Source organism: Sphingomonas sp., assembly GCF_041661825.1.
Classification (GTDB): domain Bacteria; phylum Pseudomonadota; class Alphaproteobacteria; order Sphingomonadales; family Sphingomonadaceae; genus Sphingomonas.
In genome coordinates this window covers 1391702-1411660 of the sequence record NZ_JBAZTU010000001.1, presented here as the reverse complement: position 1 = coordinate 1411660, position 19959 = coordinate 1391702, and the positions used below count along the sequence as shown (strand labels likewise).

Annotated in this window: 16 protein-coding genes; 10 read left to right on the top strand and 6 right to left on the bottom strand. The window is 66.3% G+C overall.

Features of this window, described 5'->3' with window-relative positions; all coding sequences use genetic code 11:
• Position 1: 1 nt before the first annotated feature.
• Together WC729_RS06485 and WC729_RS06480 are read right to left on the bottom strand one after the other, a co-directional pair.
• Positions 2-5404, bottom strand: coding sequence for a HAMP domain-containing protein (locus WC729_RS06485; RefSeq protein WP_372850717.1), 5403 nt, complete (start codon positions 5402-5404; stop codon positions 2-4).
• Positions 5405-5688: 284 nt separating this feature from the next.
• The gene (locus WC729_RS06480) at positions 5689-6450 is read right to left on the bottom strand and encodes a DUF899 family protein (protein ID WP_372850715.1); all 762 of its coding nucleotides are present in this window, start codon (positions 6448-6450) and stop codon (positions 5689-5691) included.
• 71 nt (positions 6451-6521) lie between these two features.
• Here WC729_RS06480 and WC729_RS06475 point away from each other — a divergent pair, with 71 nt between their 5' ends.
• Positions 6522-6992, top strand: a complete 471-nt coding sequence (locus WC729_RS06475; protein ID WP_372850713.1) for a hypothetical protein — start codon at positions 6522-6524, stop codon at positions 6990-6992.
• Positions 6993-6995: 3 nt separating this feature from the next.
• Here the strand turns inward: WC729_RS06475 and WC729_RS06470 are convergent, their stop codons facing one another.
• Positions 6996-8471 carry a transglutaminase family protein gene (locus tag WC729_RS06470; RefSeq protein ID WP_372850711.1) on the bottom strand — a complete coding sequence of 492 codons (1476 nt, stop codon included), beginning with the start codon at positions 8469-8471 and terminating at the stop codon, positions 6996-6998.
• A 34-nt stretch (positions 8472-8505) separates the two neighbouring features.
• Here WC729_RS06470 and WC729_RS06465 point away from each other — a divergent pair, with 34 nt between their 5' ends.
• A complete protein-coding gene (locus tag WC729_RS06465) occupies positions 8506-9093 on the top strand; it encodes an SOS response-associated peptidase family protein (protein WP_372850709.1) in 588 nt (195 codons plus the stop codon).
• A gap of 115 nt (positions 9094-9208) precedes the next feature.
• On the opposite strand, the gene WC729_RS06460 is transcribed toward WC729_RS06465, so the two are convergent.
• Complete coding sequence (locus WC729_RS06460) at positions 9209-9994, bottom strand: helix-turn-helix domain-containing protein (RefSeq protein ID WP_372850707.1); 786 nt, start codon at positions 9992-9994, stop codon at positions 9209-9211.
• A gap of 122 nt (positions 9995-10116) precedes the next feature.
• On the opposite strand from WC729_RS06460, the gene WC729_RS06455 reads away from it, so the two are divergent.
• Both WC729_RS06455 and WC729_RS06450 read left to right on the top strand, forming a co-directional pair.
• Entirely contained in the window at positions 10117-10509 is a 393-nt protein-coding gene (locus tag WC729_RS06455) for a hypothetical protein (RefSeq protein ID WP_372850705.1), read from the top strand.
• An 89-nt stretch (positions 10510-10598) separates the two neighbouring features.
• Positions 10599-11033, top strand: coding sequence for a ribose-phosphate pyrophosphokinase (locus WC729_RS06450; RefSeq protein ID WP_372850703.1), 435 nt, complete (start codon positions 10599-10601; stop codon positions 11031-11033).
• Here the strand turns inward: WC729_RS06450 and WC729_RS06445 are convergent.
• Positions 10998-11321 carry a hypothetical protein gene (locus WC729_RS06445; RefSeq protein WP_372850701.1) on the bottom strand — a complete coding sequence of 108 codons (324 nt, stop codon included), beginning with the start codon at positions 11319-11321 and terminating at the stop codon, positions 10998-11000. The two genes, WC729_RS06450 and WC729_RS06445, sit on opposite strands and share 36 nt — an antisense overlap.
• A gap of 190 nt (positions 11322-11511) precedes the next feature.
• On the opposite strand from WC729_RS06445, the gene WC729_RS06440 reads away from it, so the two are divergent.
• Entirely contained in the window at positions 11512-12210 is a 699-nt protein-coding gene (locus tag WC729_RS06440) for a hypothetical protein (RefSeq protein WP_372850699.1), read from the top strand.
• A gap of 60 nt (positions 12211-12270) precedes the next feature.
• On the opposite strand, the gene WC729_RS06435 is transcribed toward WC729_RS06440, so the two are convergent.
• Entirely contained in the window at positions 12271-14211 is a 1941-nt protein-coding gene (locus WC729_RS06435; RefSeq protein WP_372850697.1) for a CocE/NonD family hydrolase, read from the bottom strand.
• Between the two features lie 390 nt (positions 14212-14601).
• Here WC729_RS06435 and WC729_RS06430 point away from each other — a divergent pair, with 390 nt between their 5' ends.
• The 5 genes from WC729_RS06430 (at position 14602) to WC729_RS06410 (ending at position 19819) form a co-directional block, all read left to right on the top strand.
• A complete protein-coding gene (locus WC729_RS06430) occupies positions 14602-16620 on the top strand; it encodes an acyltransferase family protein (RefSeq protein WP_372850695.1) in 2019 nt (672 codons plus the stop codon).
• A gap of 115 nt (positions 16621-16735) precedes the next feature.
• A complete protein-coding gene (locus tag WC729_RS06425; protein WP_372850693.1) occupies positions 16736-17881 on the top strand; it encodes a cytochrome P450 in 1146 nt (381 codons plus the stop codon).
• Entirely contained in the window at positions 17878-18111 is a 234-nt protein-coding gene (locus WC729_RS06420) for a hypothetical protein (protein WP_372850691.1), read from the top strand. The genes WC729_RS06425 and WC729_RS06420 overlap by 4 nt, the downstream gene beginning before the upstream one ends.
• The gene (locus tag WC729_RS06415) at positions 18111-18956 is read left to right on the top strand and encodes a phytanoyl-CoA dioxygenase family protein (RefSeq protein ID WP_372850689.1); all 846 of its coding nucleotides are present in this window, start codon (positions 18111-18113) and stop codon (positions 18954-18956) included. The genes WC729_RS06420 and WC729_RS06415 overlap by 1 nt, the downstream gene beginning before the upstream one ends.
• Positions 18957-19006: 50 nt before the next feature.
• A complete protein-coding gene (locus tag WC729_RS06410) occupies positions 19007-19819 on the top strand; it encodes an ABC transporter permease (RefSeq protein ID WP_372850687.1) in 813 nt (270 codons plus the stop codon).
• The last annotated feature ends 140 nt before the right edge of the window (positions 19820-19959 follow it).

Below are 19959 nucleotides of genomic sequence, written 5' to 3'. Positions count from 1 at the left end.
GTCACTCGGCCGCCGTGGCGGTTCGGACGGTCGGGCGGCGCGTCGGCTTGGTCGGCGCCCGATCGCGCGAGCGGGCGACCCAGACGCGGAGCAAGGCCAGCAGCAGCTCGATATCGACTGGCTTGGCGATGTAATCGGAGGCGCCGGCGTCGAGGCATTTCTGGCGGTCGCCCTTCATCGCCTTGGCGGTCACCGCGATCAGCGGGATATCGGCAAGCTCGGGAAGAGCCCGAATGCGCTGCATCGTTTCGTACCCGTCCATCTCGGGCATCATGATGTCGATCAGCGCCAGATCGATGCCCGGCGTCTGTTCGAGAATCAGGATGCCGTCCTTGCCACCCTCGGCGTGCACGACCTCGACGTCGTAGCTCTCCAATACGCTCGTGAGCGAGTAGATGTTCCGGATATCGTCGTCGACGATCAGCATCTTCGATCCCGCCAGTTCCGGCACCTCGGGCAGGCCGGTTACGGCTTCCGCGCCATCGACGATGGTCACGGCCGGCGCCGCCGGCTGGCTGCGCGCGACACGGGCGAGATCGCGGAACACCGCCGACAGCGCCTCGGGCGCGGCCGGTTTCTCGGTCACGCCGAACGCGCCCATGTCCATCGCCATGGCCAGCTTGTCCGCGCCGGAGATGACATGGATCGGCAGGTGCATGGTCTTCGGGTCGTGCCGCAGCAGATCGAGCAGCACGAAGCCGTCGATATCCGACAGGCCGAGATCGAGCGTGATCGCATTGGGCTGGAGCTTCCGCGCCAGTGCCAGGGTGCCGGCACCGGTGGTCGAGACCACACCCTTCAGCCCGGTCTCGCGCGCGATGTCGAGCAGGATCGAGGCGAAGGTCGGATCGTCCTCGATGATCAGCACGAACGGTGAATCGCCGAGCGCATCGCGGTCGTCGGTCACGTCGAGCGGCGCGGGCAGGGCGTTGGGCACGATCGCGCCGCTATTGTCGTAGCGCGCCGTGGTCGTCGCGGCCTGGCCGGTGCCCGAATCCACTGCCTGGAGCGGCACGAACAGGGTGAAGGTCGATCCTTCGCCCGGGGTCGAGCGTACCTTGAGCTCGCCGCCGAGCAGGCGCGCGATCTCGCGGCTGATCGAGAGGCCGAGGCCAGTGCCGCCATATTTGCGGCTGGTCGTGCCGTCGGCCTGCTGGAACGCCTCGAAGATCAGCTTCTGCTTGTCCTGCGGGATGCCGATGCCGGTATCGGTCACCGCGATCTCGATCGCATGGTCGGCGTTGCGCAGCACCGGGTGGTTGCTGCTCCACCCCGCCCGGGCGCTGCCGACCGACAAGGTGACCGATCCTTGCGCGGTGAACTTGAACGCGTTGGACAGCAGGTTGAGCACGACCTGTTGCAGGCGCTTCTCGTCGGTGCGGATCGTGGCGGGCAGGTCGCTGTCGAACTCGACCTTGAACTCCAGGTTCTTGTCGGCGGCGAGCTGGCGGAAGGTCCGTTCCATATGCTGCTTCAGCGCGTGCATCGGCATGTCGCCGACCTCGATCGAGACGGTGCCGGATTCGATCTTCGACAGATCGAGGATGTCGTTGATCAGGTTGAGCAGGTCGGACCCGGCCGAGTTGATCGTGCGCGCGAACTCGGTCTGCTTCTCGTTGAGATTGCCCTGCGGATTGTCTGCCAGCAGCTTCGACAGGATCAGCAGCGAATTGAGCGGCGTGCGCAGCTCGTGCGACATGTTGGCGAGGAATTCGGACTTGTATTTGGAGGTGAGGGCAAGCTGCTCGGCCTTTTCCTCCACCGCACGCCGCGCCATTTCGATCTCGAGATTCTTCGCCTCGACCTGCTTCTTCTCATTCTCGAGCAGCTGCGCTTTCTCCTGCAGCTCCTCGTTGGTCGCGTGCAGCTCTTCCTGCTTGGTCGTCAGCTCGGTCTGGCGCGCCTGCAACTCCTGCGTCAGCAACTGCGACTGTTTCAGCAGCCCCTCGGTGCGCATCGTCGCGGCGATGGTGTTGAGCACGATGCCGACCGATTCCATCAGCTGGTCGAGGAAGGTCTGGTGCGTCTCGTTGAACTCGCTGAACGAGGCGAGCTCGATCACTGCCTTCACTTCGTCCTCGAACAATGCGGGCAGGATGTTGACGTTGGTCGGCGCGGCATGGCCGAGGCCGGAGCCGATCCGGATGAAGTCGGCCGGCATGTTCTGCAGCAGGATCGGGCGCTTGTCCGCCGCGGCCTGGCCGACCAGCCCTTCGCGGAGCCTGAACTCGGACTTCAGCGCACTGCGATTCTCCGCGCCATAGCTTGCGGCCAGTTCCAGCACCGTCTCGTCATTGTCGCGGTTGGTGACGTAGAACACGCCGTACTGCGCGTTCACCAGCGGCGCGAGCTCGGTCATGATCAGGTTGGAGACCGTGGTCAGATCGCGTTCGCCCTGCAGCATGCGCGAGAAGCGGGCGAGGTTGGTCTTCAGCCAATCCTGCTCCGCATTCTTCAGCGTCTGCTCCTTCAAATTGCGGATCATCTCGTTGATGTTGTCCTTCAGCGAGGCCATCTCGCCCGAGGCTTCCACCGCGATCGATCGCGTCAAATCGCCCTTGGTCACCGCGGTCGCCACGTCGGCGATCGATCGCACCTGGTTGGTCAGATTGGCGGCGAGCTGGTTCACGTTGTCGGTCAGGTCGCGCCACAGGCCCGCGGCGCCCGGCACGCGCGCCTGGCCGCCCAGCCGGCCCTCGATGCCGACTTCGCGCGCCATGTTGGTCACCTGGTCGCCGAAGGTGGAGAGCGTCTCGATCATGCCGTTGATCGTGTCGGCGAGCGCCGCGATCTCGCCCTTGGCGTCCACCGCCAGCTTGCGCTTGAGATTGCCCTGCGCCACCGCGGTCACCACGTCGGCGATACCGCGCACCTGGTTGGTCAGGTTGGTCGCCATCAGGTTGACGTTGTCGGTCAGGTCCTTCCACGTGCCGCCCACGCCCGGCACCTGTGCCTGGCCGCCGAGCTTGCCTTCGGTACCCACTTCGCGCGCCACGCGCGTCACTTCCGAGGCGAAACCGTTGAGCTGGTCCACCATGACGTTGATGGTGTTCTTCAGCTCGAGGATCTCGCCCTTCACGTCGACGGTGATCTTCTTCGACAGATCGCCCTTCGCCACGGCGGTGGTCACCTCGGCGATGTTGCGAACCTGGCCGGTTAGATTGTCGGCCATCAAATTAACGTTATCGGTGAGGTCCTTCCAGGTGCCGGCGACGCCGCGCACCTGCGCCTGCCCGCCGAGCTTGCCTTCGGTACCCACCTCGCGCGCCACGCGCGTCACTTCGGAGGCGAAGGAGTTGAGCTGGTCCACCATGGTGTTGATGGTGTCCTTCAGCTCGAAAATCTCGCCCTTCACATCGACGGTGATCTTCTTGGACAGATCGCCCAGCGCCACCGCGGTCGTCACCTCGGCAATGTTGCGCACCTGTCCCGTAAGGTTCGCGGCCAGCTCGTTCACATTGTCGGTCAGGTCCTTCCAGGTCCCGCCGACGCCTTCCACCTTGGCCTGACCGCCAAGCTTGCCTTCCGACCCCACTTCGCGCGCCACGCGCGTCACTTCCGAGGCGAAGGAATTGAGCTGATCGACCATCACGTTGATGGTGTCCTTCAGCTCGAGGATCTCGCCCTTCACGTCGACGGTGATCTTCTTGGAAAGGTCGCCGCGCGCCACGGCGGTGGTCACTTCGGCGATGTTGCGCACCTGGCCGGTGAGGTTGCCCGCCATCAGATTGACGTTGTCGGTCAGGTCCTTCCAGGTGCCGGCCACGCCTTCCACCTGCGCCTGCCCGCCGAGCTTGCCTTCCGATCCCACCTCGCGCGCCACGCGCGTCACTTCGGAGGCGAAGCCGTTAAGCTGATCGACCATCACGTTGATGGTGTCCTTCAGCTCGAGGATCTCACCCTTCACGTCGACGGTGATCTTCTTGGACAGATCGCCGCGCGCCACGGCGGTGGTCACTTCGGCGATGTTGCGGACCTGGCCGGTCAAATTCGCCGCCATCAAATTCACATTGTCGGTCAGATCGGCCCAGGTCCCCGCGACGCCCGGCACCTGCGCCTGGCCACCGAGCTTGCCCTCGGTGCCGACCTCGCGCGCCACGCGCGTCACTTCGGAGGCGAAGCCGTTGAGCTGGTCCACCATGGTGTTGATGGTGTTCTTCAGTTCGAGGATTTCGCCCTTCACGTCGACGGTGATCTTCTTCGACAAATCGCCCGACGCCACGGCGGTGGTCACCTCGGCGATGTTGCGCACCTGGCCGGTGAGGTTGTCGGCCATCAGGTTGACGTTGTCGGTCAGGTCCTTCCATGTGCCGCCCACGCCCGGCACCTGCGCCTGCCCACCCAGCTTGCCCTCGGTGCCGACTTCGCGCGCCACGCGCGTCACTTCGGAGGCGAAGCCGTTGAGCTGATCGACCATCACGTTGATGGTGTTCTTCAGCTCGAGGATCTCGCCTTTCACGTCGACGGTGATCTTCTTCGACAAATCGCCCGACGCCACCGCGGTGGTCACCTCGGCGATATTGCGCACCTGGCCGGTGAGATTGTCGGCCATCAGGTTGACGTTGTCAGTCAGATCCTTCCACGTACCGGCCACGCCTTCCACCCGCGCCTGCCCGCCCAGCTTGCCCTCGGTGCCGACCTCGCGCGCCACGCGCGTCACTTCGGAGGCGAAGCTGTTGAGCTGGTCCACCATGGTATTGATGGTGTTCTTCAGCTCCAGGATCTCGCCCTTCACCTCCACCGTGATCTTCTTGGAAAGGTCGCCCGATGCCACCGCGGTGGTCACCTCGGCGATGTTGCGCACCTGCCCCGTCAGGTTGGTCGCCATCGCGTTGACGTTGTCGGTCAGGTCCTTCCAGGTGCCGGCCACGCCGCGCACGGTGGCCTGTCCGCCCAGCTTGCCCTCGGTGCCCACTTCGCGCGCCACGCGCGTCACTTCGGAGGCGAAGGAAGCGAGCTGCTCGACCATGGTGTTCACCACCTTGCCGATGCGCAGGAATTCGCCGCGCAGCGGACGGCCATCGATCTCGACGGTCATGGATTGTGACAGATCGCCCTTCGCCACCGCGCCGATCACGCGCGCGACCTCGGCGGTCGGCTGGACCATGTCCTCGATCAGCTCATTGACCGACCGGATCGCGCTTTCCCACCCGCCGGTCGCGGCTTTCACGCGCCCGCGCTGCGTGATCTTGCCTTCCTTGCCGACGACGCGTGACAGGCGCTCGAATTCCTCGGTCATCTGCTGGTTCAGCCCGACAACCTCGTTGAACAAGGTGGCAAGCTCGGCATCGGGGCCGTGCAAATCCTCCGGCAGGCGCGTGGTGAAATCGCCGCGGCGGAGCGCACGCAGGGCGGACACGATCTGACGGCGGTCAAGCGACTCGCGAGGGGTCTCGATGTTCAAGCTCAGCTCCCTGACACTCTCCCCACCCCAAGGTTCTCGTTCGGCCCCCCGGCCTCGCGATGCGCAACATACCGCACCGTTTCTCAACAGCTACTGAATTTTTCGAGATGAGCGGAGCCTGAATCGGCGTATGTGAAAGCAAGCCATGCGCATCCGCCAGTAACCGGCCCGCCCCATTCTTGATCCAAGTTAGCGCATTGTGCCGGATCGCCCTGCCGGCAACGCGGCAGGTGGCGGAAATTGGTCGATCGGGGTCGGAAAGACCTTCGATCCTTGCGACAAAATCAGTCGTAGTCGACCTTGGGATACCATTTCGGGTCACGGCCGCCCGGCGTAAGGTCGAGCATGTTCCACAAGGGCGTCATATCGGGCGCGCCGCGCGGATCCTCGCCGGGATCCTTGGTCTCGTCGCCCATCTCCGCGCCCCAGAAATGACGGATGACGCCGTCGCGCTTCGTGAAGACGTTGATGCCGGAGCCGTCACCCCCGTCGAACCAGGTCAGATAGTCGCGGCCATAGGCTTCGCTCGTATCGGTATAGAGCGGCAGGTGCCGCCAGCCGCGCTCCTGCTTGAAGGCGAGCAGCCGTTCGATCGGCGCACGCGCGACCACCGCCACGGCGATGTTGCGCTGCAGATCGGGCGTGCTGGCGTTGAGCGGGCCAAGCAGGGCCGTGCACATCGGGCAGGGCCGTTCGCGCTCGGGCCCGAACATATAGCTGTAGACGACCAGGGTATCATGGTCGCCGAACAACGCGCTGAAACTGACCGGGCCGTTCTCGCCCTCGAACACATAGTCCCGCGGCACTTCGCCGCCCGGCGGCAGGTTGCGGCGATGCTCGGCGACCCGCTCGATCCGCCGGCGCAGCTCGATCTCCTCGGCAAGCAGCGCCGTGCGTGCCCGGCGATAGTCGGCGCTCTCATTGGGGTAGCGGCTGCGGCTCCGCGCCGCGAGCTCGTTCGCGGTCGGCAGGTCTTCGGTCACCGTCGCCATCGTCTCTCTCCCGAGTCCGTCGGCATAATGGCAGAGCTTCCCGCCGAGTTCCACGGCCGCGCGGCCCGGTGTCGACTTGCTGCGGTCGATCGAATAGGATGCGGGACGAATATCGGAGAGGTGCCATGGCCATTTTCCCGAAGATCCAGAGTCCCTGCCCCTACAAGAGCAATCTCGCCGCGATCATGGACGGCGACATGTGCCGCATGTGCAAGCGCCAGGTGTTCGACCTGACCGACATGCGCGACGAGGAGCGGGTGGCCTTCATGCAGGCCTGTGTCGGGGAAGTGTGCGTCTCCTATCGTCTGCCGATCCGTCCGGCGCTGGCTGCAGTGGCGTTCGCTGCCTCGGCGGTCGCCATGCCGATGGCCGTCGCGGCGCAGGACGACAGTTACGACATCGTCGTCGGCGGCGTGCGCGACCTGCACAATGTCAAATATGTCGAGGTCGCCGCCGACAAGGCAGTGCCCGAGTTGCCCGCCGTCTATGAGGACGCCCCCGCGGCGCGTCCGGCCCGCGCGGTGGCGCCGGCGCCGTCCAAAGCAAGCGCGGCGCGCGGCGCAAGGGAAATGCCCGCGCGGCGCAACGGCGGCTAGGCTCTATCGCGAGGCGGGCCGGGGCCTCACCTCGGTCATCGCGTCCCAGCGCAACAGGCTGGCCAGCTGGTTCGCCGCCATGACTGACCGCGCATCGCCATCACCCACCGTCAGCGCGATATGCGTCGCGTCGAAATCGCCGAGCGACAGGTCGAAGCTGCGCCACGCGCCATCGGCCCAGGCAAGGGTCCAGCTGTGCGGCAAAAAGGCATTGCTGGTGCCGTGGAAGCGTTGCCGCGCATAGACCAGCCCGTTCGCGACCCGCGTGGGAATGCCGGCCGCACGGCCCAGTGCGGCGAGCACCACCGCATCCTCGGTGCAATCTCCCGCGCCCCGCTTCAGCGCGTCGAGCGCCGAATAATGGCCCGAGACCTCGACGCGTTTGAGATGCTCGCGCGCCCGCTTCGCCAGCAGCTTCATCTTGCCCGCATCGGACAGCGGCAGCCGGGCGACCGGCGCCGCGATCGCGCGGATCATGGCGCTGTCGCTCTGCAGCCAGGGCGTCGGCTTGCGGGCATCGGCCAGGGCATCGGGCGTGTCGGGCAGGCCCGGGCCGCAGGTCTCGCAGATGTCGATCGTCGCGGTGCCGTTCGCTGGCGCCGCGCGCTGCTCCCCGGTCTCGGGCAGGCCGAAGGCAAGCCCGTCGATAAAGGAGAAACGGTACCGGATATGCCCGCGCCGCGCCGCGTCCGAGATGCGGAACGGCGAAGTGATGCTCAGCTCCAGTGGAACATTGGGCGCCGGGCGCTTCCGCAGCGCGGTGTCCCGGTCGGTCGCGCGCAGGGTGATGGAGCCGCCGAGCATGGCCTGGCTGATCGAGACGATGCGCCGGTCGCGGTCGAGCACCAGCCTGGCGACGCCGCGTAGCGCCTCGCCGTCATAGCGGCGGCGCGCCACCGCGATCCTGCCCTCGCTATCGGGTGCGGGGTCGAGCCGTTCGATCACCACGCGCTCGACCGCCATCGCGCCGATGTCGAAATTCCGGAAGTCGAGCGGTGCGCCCAGCGGATTCCAGCCGGGCAGGAGATCGTCGCCATCGTCGAAGCGCACCCCGGCGGGCAGGGCGACGCGGACGGTTCGCCGGTCGGACGGGGAGGTACGTACGATCTCCGCTGCATCCGTGGCGATACGCGCCTCGCTGCGCACCCAGGTCTCGCCATCGCGCGTTTCCTCGCTGATGGCGATCGTCCTGCCGGCGGCATCCTCCCGGACTTCGCTCCGGCGCGAGAGGTGCAACGGGCCATGATGCTGCTCGACCAGATCGATCTGCTGGACGTCGACGATACGGCGCCCGTCCGGCCCCGGCACATTCTCGTGCGACCTGTGGCCGATCGTCGCGCCGTCCCGCGCGACGATCACGTACCAGGCCGAATCGCCGGGTTCCGGCGCAGCGGCCGCCGTGCCGGTCAGGGAAGCGAGCGCGAGGCTCGCCCAAACTGCTGCTCGTCGCGAAATCCCCTGGCCCATCGCCCGAAGCATAGCCGGACGCCGGCAGCAGCGCTATGCAGCACCCATGTGCAACGACTATCGGCTCGAGATCGAAGGCGCGACGATCATCGACGGCTTTGCCGAGCTGGAGATCGACATCCGCTTCCCCGAAGGCCTGCCCAATATCGAGCCGCGCGCCGACATCAAGATCACCGATACGGCGCCCATCGTCCGTTCGGTGACGGGCACGCGCGCCGCGGGCGAGCTGGTGCAGCGCCGCTGGAGCTGGCCCGGGCCGAACCGCAAGCCGGTCTATAATTTCCGCTCCGACGGCCGCGAATTCACAAGCGGCCGCTGCCTCATCCTCGCCGACGGCTTCTATGAATTCACCACGCCCGAGGACCCGAAGAAGAAGCGCAAGGACAAATGGCTGTTCACGATGAAGGACCAGCCCTGGTTCTGCATCGCCGGCCTGTGGCGCACCAGCGACGTAGGCGAGGCCTTCACCATGCTGACGATGGAGCCCGGCCCCGACATCGCGCCCTATCACGACCGCCAGATCGCCATCCTCGATCGCTCGCGCTGGGTGGACTGGCTCGACCCGTCTGTGCCGGCGAAGGACGTGCTGCATGCGCTGCCGGCGGGCAGCCTGACGGTGGAGCAGGTGGGGTAGGGATTTTCCCGCATTCGTCATGCCGGACTCGTTTCGGCATCCACCGTCCCGCACGCTCTCTGGCCGCTTGGTTTGCGGAACCGTGGACCCCGGAACAAGTCCGGGGTGACGGATGTCAGGACGCCATCATTTCCCGCACCGCCTCGGCGGTGGCCTCATCGGCCGGAAAAAACGTCTCCAGGGTCAGCTCCGCCAAGGTTACATCCTGCGCCGTGCCGAACACGGTGGTGGTACTGAGAAAGCTCAGCATCAGGTCGCCCGCGAGCAGTTTCAGCGGCACCGCGATCCCGCCCAGATCCTCCGGTCGTGCATCGGAGGCGGGCGGGGCAGGATAGGCTTCCAGCTCGGTGACCAGCGCATCCAGCTCCCTGTCGCCCGCCGCCTGCGCCTGCCGCTTCAACCGCGCGATCAGATGGTGCCGCCACTCGGCCAGATTGACGATGCGCGGGGCGAGCCCCAGCGGATGCAGCGCCAGCCGCATCACATTCGGCTTCTCCAGCAAGGCGGCGTCGACCCCCGCCAGTAATGGCGCGACGCCGCGGTTCGCCGCGATCAGGTTCCAGTGCCGGTCGACCGCCAGCGCGGGCCAGGGCTCGTGCCCCGCCAGGATCAGGTCGATCGCCCGGCGCGCCCCGGCCATGGCGGGGTCGTCGAGCGACCGCTCGCCGAACAGCGGCGCGAAGCCGGCGGCGGCGAGCATCAAATTGCGCTCGCGCATCGGCATGTCGAGCTGCTCGGACAGGCGCAGCACCATCTCCCGGCTCGGCCGCGCGCGGCCGGTTTCGAGGAAGCTCAGATGGCGCGAGGAGATCTCCGCCTCCAGCGCGAGATCGAGCTGGCTCATCCGCCGGATGCGGCGCCATTCGCGCAGATGATCCCCGATATTCCGCGCAGGCGTCATGTCCTTCCTCCATCTGCGCCGGACCATGGCCCGGCGCTCATCGCGCCACCATTACCTCACAGGTAATCGACGCGCCTACCTCCTTCGCCGAAAAGCGCTGCACCAACATGAAGGAGGTAACCATGACCGACACGACCAAAACCATCCGCACGATCCTGGGCCTGGACGCGCTCACCTGCCTTGTCGCGGGCGCGGCGATGAGCCTCGGCGCCGGCCTGCTCGCCGGCCCGACCGGGCTCCACCCGACCTTGCTGCTGGTGGCCGGAGTCAGCCTGTTCCCGGTCGCCGCTTTGTTCGGCTGGATGGCGAAGACTGCGCTGCTGAGCGGCCCGCTGGTGATGCTCGCGGTCATCGGCAATATCGGCTGGGTCGCGGCCAGCATCGCCGTCGTGCTGATGACGGAGCCGACCTTGTTCGGCACGGCATTCATCATCGCCCAGGCGCTGGTGGTGGCAGTGCTTGCCTGGCTCGAATTCAGCCACCGCCCGCGCGCGGCCTATGCAGCCGCTGCCTGAACCTGCCGGGCGGCTCGCCACGAGCCGCCCGTTCGGGCGATCAAGACGAGGCTCGCGAAACCCGTCGCCACGCGCCATGATCCGCAGCGATGAGCAAGCACCGCACCGCCATGGACGGCCCCGCGCACCCGCCCACGCCCGCCGACAACGCGATCGGCGACGTGGCTCGGGTCCGCGCCATCCTGATCGCTTCGGCCAGAGCGGGCGAGCCGATCAGCTATTCGCACCTGCTCGCCGAACTCGGCCACCGCTTCACCCGGCCGAAGATGCGCGCCGTGTGCAAGACGCTCGACGCGGTCGACAGCGCGGGCGCCGAGGCGGAGGAGCCGGGGCTGGCGGTGCTGGTCGTGCGCGAATCCGACGGGCTGCCCGGCCAGGGCTGGTGGGTTGGCGGGATCGCGATGCGGCATGGTTATGACGGGCCGTGGACCGGGGCCGAGGCGCTCGCCTTTGTGCGCGGACTGCAGGAGGAGGTATTCGCCTGGTGGTCAGCGGATAGGCGACCGAAAGCGTCGGACAGCTAAGACACCGCCGAACCCGATCAAAGCCGATGGGAGACCGACGAAGAAGATCAACTCCTCGAGATGGAAAGAGAAGCTGCCTGCCTCGCCTTTGTGCATATCGATGCAATAACTGACGATCATCGCCACCACCGGCACCAGGATGGGTGTGATCAGCCCGCCGAGCAGCACCAGGGGCAGTGCTTTCCAGTTCCAGCGCATGGTGGAGAACGCCGCTATCGCAAGGGTGACGAACACGATGCCGATGATCAGGGCGTTTGGAAGAAAGCTGTCCGGATAGACCTTGATCATTCCGACATCCTACCTTCAGATCGAATTCCTGCAATTGGTCCGTTACGCAACAACGACATCGGACGTCGAGCTGAAGACGGTGAACCGCTAAAACAGACACCCTGCGCCGTTGACATTGATCGCGCTGCTTCCACCATCCACCACCATCGCCAGGCGACCGGCAGCTTCCGGGCGACGCATGGGAGTGCAGATGGTAGAGTCGAAGCAGCACCGCGTCGCGGCCGCCGCCGTCGCGATCGGCTATATCGCGATCCAGTCCTTCCAGTGGTTCGTGTTCGGCCAGCTGCCGCCGGCGAGTGGTCCAGTACAGGAGTTGCTGCAAGGTACAGCGCCGCTCAACGTCGCGCGCGCGATCCTGATGCTGCTCTCCTTTTTCGGGCTGATCTATCTCTTCCTGGTCTGCTGCGCGGCGACCTTCCGTCGCAGGCCGGCTCTTTCGATCCTGGCCTTTCTGGGCTTTTTCACCTTCTGCCTGTTCGAGATCCAGCTGCGCGCCGTCGAGCTGTTCTACATCTACCTTCAGCTGCCCGCGCAATATCAGGCCGCGACCGACGCCGCGACCCAGGCATGGCTGCTGAGGATTCCGGGCGTCTTCGCCGCCGTGCAAAGCGCCGTCTATTTCCCGCTCGGCCTGTCCTGGCTGCTGGGCAGCCTGCTGCTCTGCTTCGCGCTGGGTGGCGGTCGATACGACTGGCTGGCCCGCTTCGCCTTCGGGCTGAACGCGGCCCGCCTCGCCCTGCGCATGTTTGATGTCAACGTCCTCGGTCCGCGCTTCGACGCGCTCTATTCGGACCTGTATCTGCCGCTGGTGTTCGTCACGTTCGTTCCGCTTGCTGCCTGGCTGCTGCTGCCGGCTGATCAGGCTGCAGCGTCACGCCCTTCGGCATAGGCGCACGGCACCAGCGAGCAGCGCCCGGGGATCGTCGAATCTCCGGGCGCCCCTTGCACCTCACTCCGCCCCGGAAACCACCGGCAGCAGCACCGCGCTGGCAGTCGCCCCGCCACGCTCGATCGAGACGGTCGCCTTCTTGTAATCGCCCGGCTTGGCCAGGAAGATGTTCGGCACGAAGGTCTGCGGGTTGCGATCGTAAAGCGGGAACAGCGAGGACTGGACCTGCACCATGATGCGATGCCCCGGCAGGAATTCATGGTTCACGGCAGGCAGCCTGAACTTGTATTCCTGCACCTTGCCGGCGGGAATCGCAGTCGGGTTCGAGAAGCTGTCGCGATAGCGCCCGCGGAAGATGTCGAGGCTGATCGCCAGCTGATATCCGCCCATCTTGGTATTGCTGGCGACTTCGTCGGGATAGACGTCGATCAGCTTGACGACGAAATCGCCGTCCGTGCCCGTCGTCTTCGCGAAGATATCGGCCATCGGCACGCCCGATACTTTCACCGTCTTGGTCAGCACTGGTGAGGTGTAGCTCATCACATCGGGCCGCCCGTCGACCGAGCGCTGATCCTGCACCAGCCAGTCGCCCCAGCGCCCGTCGTCGAAATTCACCGGGCGCGGCAGATGCGGCACCGGGTTGGCGGGATCGGCGAGATAGGAATCGCCCCCACCCGCTGGCTTGTCGAAGCCGAGGCCCTTGTCGCCCTGGAGATAAATCGGCGTCAGCGGTGTGGCGCAGCCTTTCTCGCAGGCAAGCGGCCAGCTGCTGAAGCGGTCCCAATGGTTTGCGGCGGTGTTGTAGATCGCCGCCGCCGGCAGCGTCACCGCCGGGCCGTCCTTCAGATACTGGTTGAAGAAGGGCAGGACCATGTCCTCGCGATACTGCGCTGCGGTGTCGCCGTTCCAGTTGAACGGGCCCAGGCTGCGGCCCTCGCGGTTGATCTGGCTGTGCCGCCACGGGCCCATCACGAGGTAGTTGTTCGATGCATGCCCCGCCTTGACCAGCGTTTCATAGCTGTGGATCGCGCCCCACATATCCTCCTGGTCCCACAAGCCCTGTTCCCAGAGCGTCGGCACGTTGGAAGGGCTGGCGGCGAGCAGCTTGTCGAGCGCCTGGCCCGACCAGAATTCGTCATAGGCCGGATGCTGCACCATGCGGTTCCAGTACGGCAGCTGGTCGTACCCCGATTTCTTCGCCCAGTCTCCGGCCGAGATCTTCCGGAAATTCTCGTAATCGTCATAGCCGCCCGATGGCGGCGCCTTGCCCGCGCCCTTGTAGCCGGTCTGCCCACCGAGCCAGCCGATATTGGTCAGGCGGAAGGCACCGTAATGGAACCAGTCGTCGCCCATCCAGCCATCGATCATCGGGCTTTGCGGCGCAGCGACCTTCAGCGCCGGGTGCGGGGCGAGCAGCGCCATCACGACGGTGAAGCCCTCATAAGAGGAGCCGATCATGCCGACCTTGCCGTTCGATTCGGGCAGGTTCGCCTTGTTCACCAGCCAGTCGATCGTATCATAGGCGTCGGTGACGTGATCGACCTTGGTCCGGTTGAGTGGGCCGATCACTGGCCGGGTGACGACATAATCGCCCTCCGAGCCATATTTGCCGCGGATGTCCTGATAGACGCGGATATAGCCGGCCTTGACGAACATCTCGTCGCTGAGCGGCAGGGTCGACAGTTCGCTCGCGCTATCCATGCGATTGGCACGACCCTTGGCGTTATAGGGCGTGCGGGTCAGCACGATCGGCGCGTTCGTCAGCCCCTTGGCATAGACGATGACGGTGTAGAGCTTCGTCCCGTCGCGCATCGGGACCATCACTTCGCGCTTCACATAATCCTGGTCGGCGGTGGGCGGCGTGAACTTGGCGGGGATGTCGCCGCCCGGCGCCGATGCGTCCTTGGCTGGCGTGTTGCCCGGACTTGATTGCGGCGTCGACTGAGCGACCGCCATGGAGGAAAGGAGCGTCGTGGCGAGAAGCGCGAACCCGAACCGCATGAGCAATGTCCCTTGTTATTTTATGTCCCGGATGCGTGGAATGGCCAAGGCTGCTCTACTGTGTCAACCCGGTGCGACGGCGGCCGTCAGGTCCAGGCAGGAAAAAGGGGGCAGCTCGAATTTTTGAGGGCGCGCGCGTGCGGCGCTTCACTGATCTGCTGGCAAAATGTCAGGGGCCGTCCTTTGTCTCAAAAGATAAGTCACTGATATATAATAGTAATATCGGGTGGCCCGACTGGAAATGTCAGCGACCCTACTGACATTTCCGACAAACCTGTCGCTCGACCCCGGCCACGGCGTCGATTCAATCTTCTTCTCGCCGCCGCTATTCGGCACCAGGTTCCAGAGGCGGATTGCGCACCGCACGCGCCGGTGCGAGACGTGCCCGGGATGGGGGACGACCGACTCTTGAAAGCGGATGAGGCGGGGCTCGGCTACGTCCCGGCGATCGACGGGCTCAGGGCGGTCGCGATCGCTGCCGTGGTGGCGTACCATCTGGGGCCGGGGCGGTTGCCGGGCGGTTTCGCCGGGGTCGACCTGTTCTTCGTGATTTCCGGTTTCGTCGTGACTGCCTCGCTGATGCGGCGCCCGGCCGAATCGTTCGGAGCCTTGGCCGGGGGCTTCTTCGCCCGCCGGGTCGCCAGGATCGTTCCGGCGCTCGTTGCAATGCTGCTGGTCACCGCGCTCGCATCGGTGCTGCTCATCCCCCTGGCGGCCGAGAAGACATTGGTGCGGGGGACAGCCGTTGCTGCTGCCGCCGGCGCCGCTAACGTCTTCCTCGCAATCTGGGACGACCCCTATGCGGTGCGCAACGCCGGGCTTAACCCGCTGTTGCACACCTGGACGCTCGGCGTCGAAGAGCAATTCTACCTGGTCTTCCCGTTCCTCTTCCATCTCCGGCGTGGCCGCCCGGGCCGGACAGTCGCGGCGGTGGCGGTGGCATCGGCCCTGTCGATCCTCATCTGCGTGCTGCTGCCGCGAGGATCCGCCACCCTGAACTTCTACATGATGCCGACCCGCTTCTGGGAGCTGGGAGCGGGCGCGCTGCTGTGCCTGACGTTCGACCGGTGGAAGGGGCTGAAGGTCCCGGGATGGGCGGCGACGGCTGGCGCGGTGCTTTGCGGTGCAGTTCTGCTGTTGTGTTTCTATCGCCCGACAGGCGCGTTTCCCATGCCTGGCGCACTGCCGGTCGTCGCCGCGTCGCTTGGCCTGATCGCGCTTATATGCCTCCATCCGGCGGGCCTTGCGGCCAGGATGCTGTCGATCCCGCCGGCGCTCTATATCGGCCGGATATCGTTCGCGCTGTATCTCTGGCACTGGCCGGTGATCGTGCTGCTCGACTGGACGATCGGGCTTCAGGGATGGGCGAACGCCCTTGCCGCGCTGGCGCTGTCATTTGCCTTTGCAATGGCGTCCTATCACCTGATCGAGCAGCCGTTTCGCCGCGCCGCAAAAGCCTCGCCGCTCGGACGCTGGCGTATCGTCGCCATCGGTGTAGCCGCGCTGGCCCTGTGTGCCGTCGTCACGACGCTGTTGTTCCGCGCCGAGCCCGCGCTCACGCTGAGCCGGCACGATCAGCCGGTCGATATCCTCGGCGTCAGTTCGGCGCCTTGTGCTCCCGTGTCGGCGGTGGTCCGGGTCGCCGGTGGCTGGATCTTCTCCTGGGCGCCGCGCTGTGCCGCGTCGCGCGGATCGGGAAAGCTCGTCGTCATCGGCGATTCCCACGCGAACCGCTGGAGGGCCGTCATACCCCGCTATGTGGCTGAGACCAGGGTAGCGGCAAGCGTGGTGACTCACGGCAATTGTGACTTCCCGGCGCTGTCGGCCCCGATGGCGCTCAAGCCCGGCTGCAGGGCGTTTTACGCAGCTGCTATCGGCTATGCGTTGCGGACGCTGAAGCCAGGCGATGTCCTGTTCCTGTCGTCACTGCGCTATCCGGCGGCCGCAACGGACGAGAAGAGCTTTGCCGCGAATATCGCATCGCCGCCGCCTGGCACGGAAGCCGAATATGTCGCTCTGACACGTCGCCTGGCAGCCACCGGCGCGCGTGTGATCATCGAGGCGCCTGAGCCGATTTTCAGCAGTCCGGCGTTCCGCTGCATGGATTGGTTCAACCGGTACCACCCGGTCTGCCGCGCCGGCCTGACGGTGGATCGCCACTGGCTGGAGACGATGCGGGGCCCGATGCTCGCGCGCATGCGGCGGCTGGCGGAGGCGGTTCCTGGCGTCGAGATCTGGGATCCGCTGGCGATCCTGTGCCCGGGTGCCGAGTGTAGCGCTCTACGGGATGGAAGGCCGATCTATACCGATAACGATCATCTGAACGGTCGCGGCCATGTGCTGCTCTACCCTGGTCTGCGCGCGGTCTTGCGTCTGGGTGGGCCGATGCAAAAAGGGGATCGGCAATGACCGGCCGCCACCTTATGGATCGGGCTGGCGGGCCGGACGAGGAAGCGGGATCGATGTGTGCGACGAAGCGTGAGTGTCGCGATCGCGCCCGCCGTTTCGACCTCGGGGGCCTGGGATGAGGCGCTACGTCGCCGCCGTTGCGCGCCGCGTACGGCCGCTGTTGCGCCGCCGGCCGCCGGCCGCGCCGCCCCTGTCGGCGGCGACGATCGACCTGCGCGCACCGGAGATCGTCGGCGATCCTTTCCCTCACTACGAGGCCCTGCGGCGGGAGGGCTCGGTGCTGTTCCTCCCCAGGCACGATTACTGGATCGTGCTCGGCCACGAGGCGGCCCGCGCCGCCTTTTCCCGGCCCGAGCATTTCTCCAACGCGCCCTATCGCGATATCGACGCAGTGCTGCTCGCCGCCGACCCGCCGGAGCAGACGGCCATGCGGCGCACCGTCGCAAAGCTCTTCTCCCCCGCGGTGACGGCGCGGCTCGAGGAGACGGCGTCGCGGCTGGCCGATGCGCTGGTGCGGCCCGAGCTGGACGTGGTCTCCGACTATGGCATCCCGGTCAGCCGCGGCGTCACCGCCGACCTGCTCGGGCTCGACGCGGCGGGCGTGGAGGAAATCGTCGCTGCCGAAATCCGCTCCATGGGCACGGCCGACCCGCTCGCCGATTTCATTACGAGCCTTGATGCGATGGCGCACCGCTCCTCGATGTTCGACGCGCTGATCGATGCCCAGGTCCCGGAGGAGTCGGCGCGGAGCCTCGTCCGGCTGATGTGGCTGGCCGGCACGACGACCACCCAGCGCGTCATCTCTCGCGCGATCCTGCGCATGATCGAGGACGAGCGGGACCAGCAGGCATTGCGGGCCGATCCCGCCCTGGTCCGGCCGTTCGTCGAGGAAGTGCTGCGGCTCCACCCGCCCGAACATATGGTGCCGCGTGTGGCGCGAGCCGATGTCGAGTTGGACGGGGTGATGATTCCGGCAGGGGCGGAAATCAGGCTATGCGTGAGCGCGGCCAATCGCGATCCCGCCCAGTTCGACCAGGCCGACCGGCTTCGGCTCGATCGCGGCAATAGCCGGCATTTCGCGTTCGGCTCGGGCGCCCATGCCTGTATCGGCGCGCAGATCGGCCGCGCGACGGTCAATATCGCGGTGGCGACTCTGCTCAGGCGGTCCTCCGCTCTGCGCTCGATCCGCCCGCTCGACGAGATCCGCTATTTCGCAACGGAGACGGCATTGTCGCCGGAGAGCCTTCAGGTGGGATTGTGACGGACAAGAGCATGCGTGCCCAGGTGCTGGGTCTGGCCGGCGCCCATGTCGTGGCGCGCGCGGTGCAGGTCGTCGCCGATTTCGGTTTCACCGACATGCTGGAACAGGAGCCCAGGACCGCGGCGGCGCTGGCGCGGGCGGGCTGTCGTATCGAGCGGATCGTGCGTACCGCGCTCGATATTGCCACTATTGAGGCAGTACCGGCACGACGCGGGTCGCGGAGGGACTGATGACGCAACGCATTTTTGCCGATCTCGACCGGCAGCGCGATTTCGATCGGGACGGCTATACCGTCGTTCGCCTGTTCTCGCCGGAGAAGGCGGCCGCCCTTGCCGCGGAACTGCCGGCGATCAGGCCGGCGCTCGACTTCACGCCCAATACGTCGACGCTCGATCACGCCTATCATGTCAGCCTGCTCGATCCCGACATCGCCTATCGTCAGACGGCCTGGGCCTTGGTGCAGGACGCGCTGGGCGAACCGCTCGACCATGTCCTGACGGGCTATCGTTTGCTGACCGGCGGCCTGCTGGTGAAGCCCGCGGGTGCCGCGCCGCTGTCGATGCACCGCGACTGGACGATGCTGCCTGACGGTGATCAGGTCGCGCTCAACGTCTGGTGCCCGCTGATCGATGTCGATGAGGGCAATGGCGCGCTCGCCCTGCTGCCCGGCAGCCATCGGCTCGTCCCCAATATCGAGGCGGCGCATGTCCGGCCGTTCTTCGCCGATTATGGCGATCTGCTCACCGAATTGTCGGTCTCGTTGCCGCTGAGCGCGGGCGAGGCAGTGATCTTCGACTACAAGACCATCCACGGATCGCGCGCCAATCGCACGTCCCGGCCGCGCCCGGCGATCTCTTCCGCCTGCATCCCGACAGCGGCGCGCGCGGTGACTTATGCGCTGGACCGTGCCGGGGGCGGCACGCGGTTCGAGCTGTTCGCGATGGACGGCGCGGGGATGGAGGCAGTGGCCGATCGCCTGGCCGGCAGTGCAGGCGCGGCGGAAAGCCTTGGCTTCGTGCCGAACCGCAACCAGGCAGTGTCGCGGGCGCAGTTCCAGCGGCTGATCGGCCGATAGGGCGGCTATCGTTGCACGCCCCGTTGCGCCATAGCCCGGTCATGGAAGACATGGTCTACACTGCGAGCCCCGAGCTGCGCCGGCCGCGCCAGTTCGCGGCCAAGGCGATGGCCGACCTGCGTGCTTCGGGCATGATCGCGTGGCGATTGTTCCGCAGCAATCTCCGGGTGCGACACCGCCGGACCTTTCTCGGCTATCTCTGGCTGCTGCTGCCGGCGATCGGCACGGCGCTGATCTGCAGCTATATCCAGTCGCGGCGGATCATCAGCATTCCGCCGACCGAGCTGCCCTATCCCCTGTTCGTGCTGTCCGGCATGATCCTGTGGCAATGCTTCATCGACGCGATCAACGCGCCGCTGCAGCATCTGGCCGCGGCGCGGCAGCTCATCACGCGGAGCCGCGTGCCGCACGAGGCGATCATCCTTGCCGGCGTGATGGAGGTGACGGTCAATGCGGCGGTCCGTGTCGCGATCCTCATGCTGGTCATCGTCTATTGGGTCCCGCTCGCCCCGACGATGCTGCTGATCCCGATCGGCGTCGCGGCGCTGGTGCTGCTCGGCTTCGCCATCGGGCTGGCGCTGGCCCCGCTCGGGCTGCTGTACGACGATGTCGGACGAGTGGTCATGCTGGCGACGACCTTCTGGTTCTTCCTGACCCCGGTGGTCTATCCCCTGCCCGCCCGGGGGCTGCTGTACCTCAACCCGGTCGCGCCGCTGCTCATCGCCAGCCGCGCCTGGCTGCTTGGCCGCTGGCACATGTCGGCCGGCTTCTTCATCGTCGTCGCCAGTGCCCTGGCCGGGCTGGCCATCGCCTGGTTCTGGTACCGGCTGGCGCGGCCGCACGTCGTCAGCCGGCTGGGCTGAGCCATGGAGGTCGCAGCCCTTCCCGCCGATCACGCCACCGGTTCGCACCAGGGCGGAACCGCCCTGTCGGTGTCGAACCTGTCCAAGAAATATTGCGGCGATCTCAAAAAGGCCCTGTTCTACGGCCTGCGCGACATCGC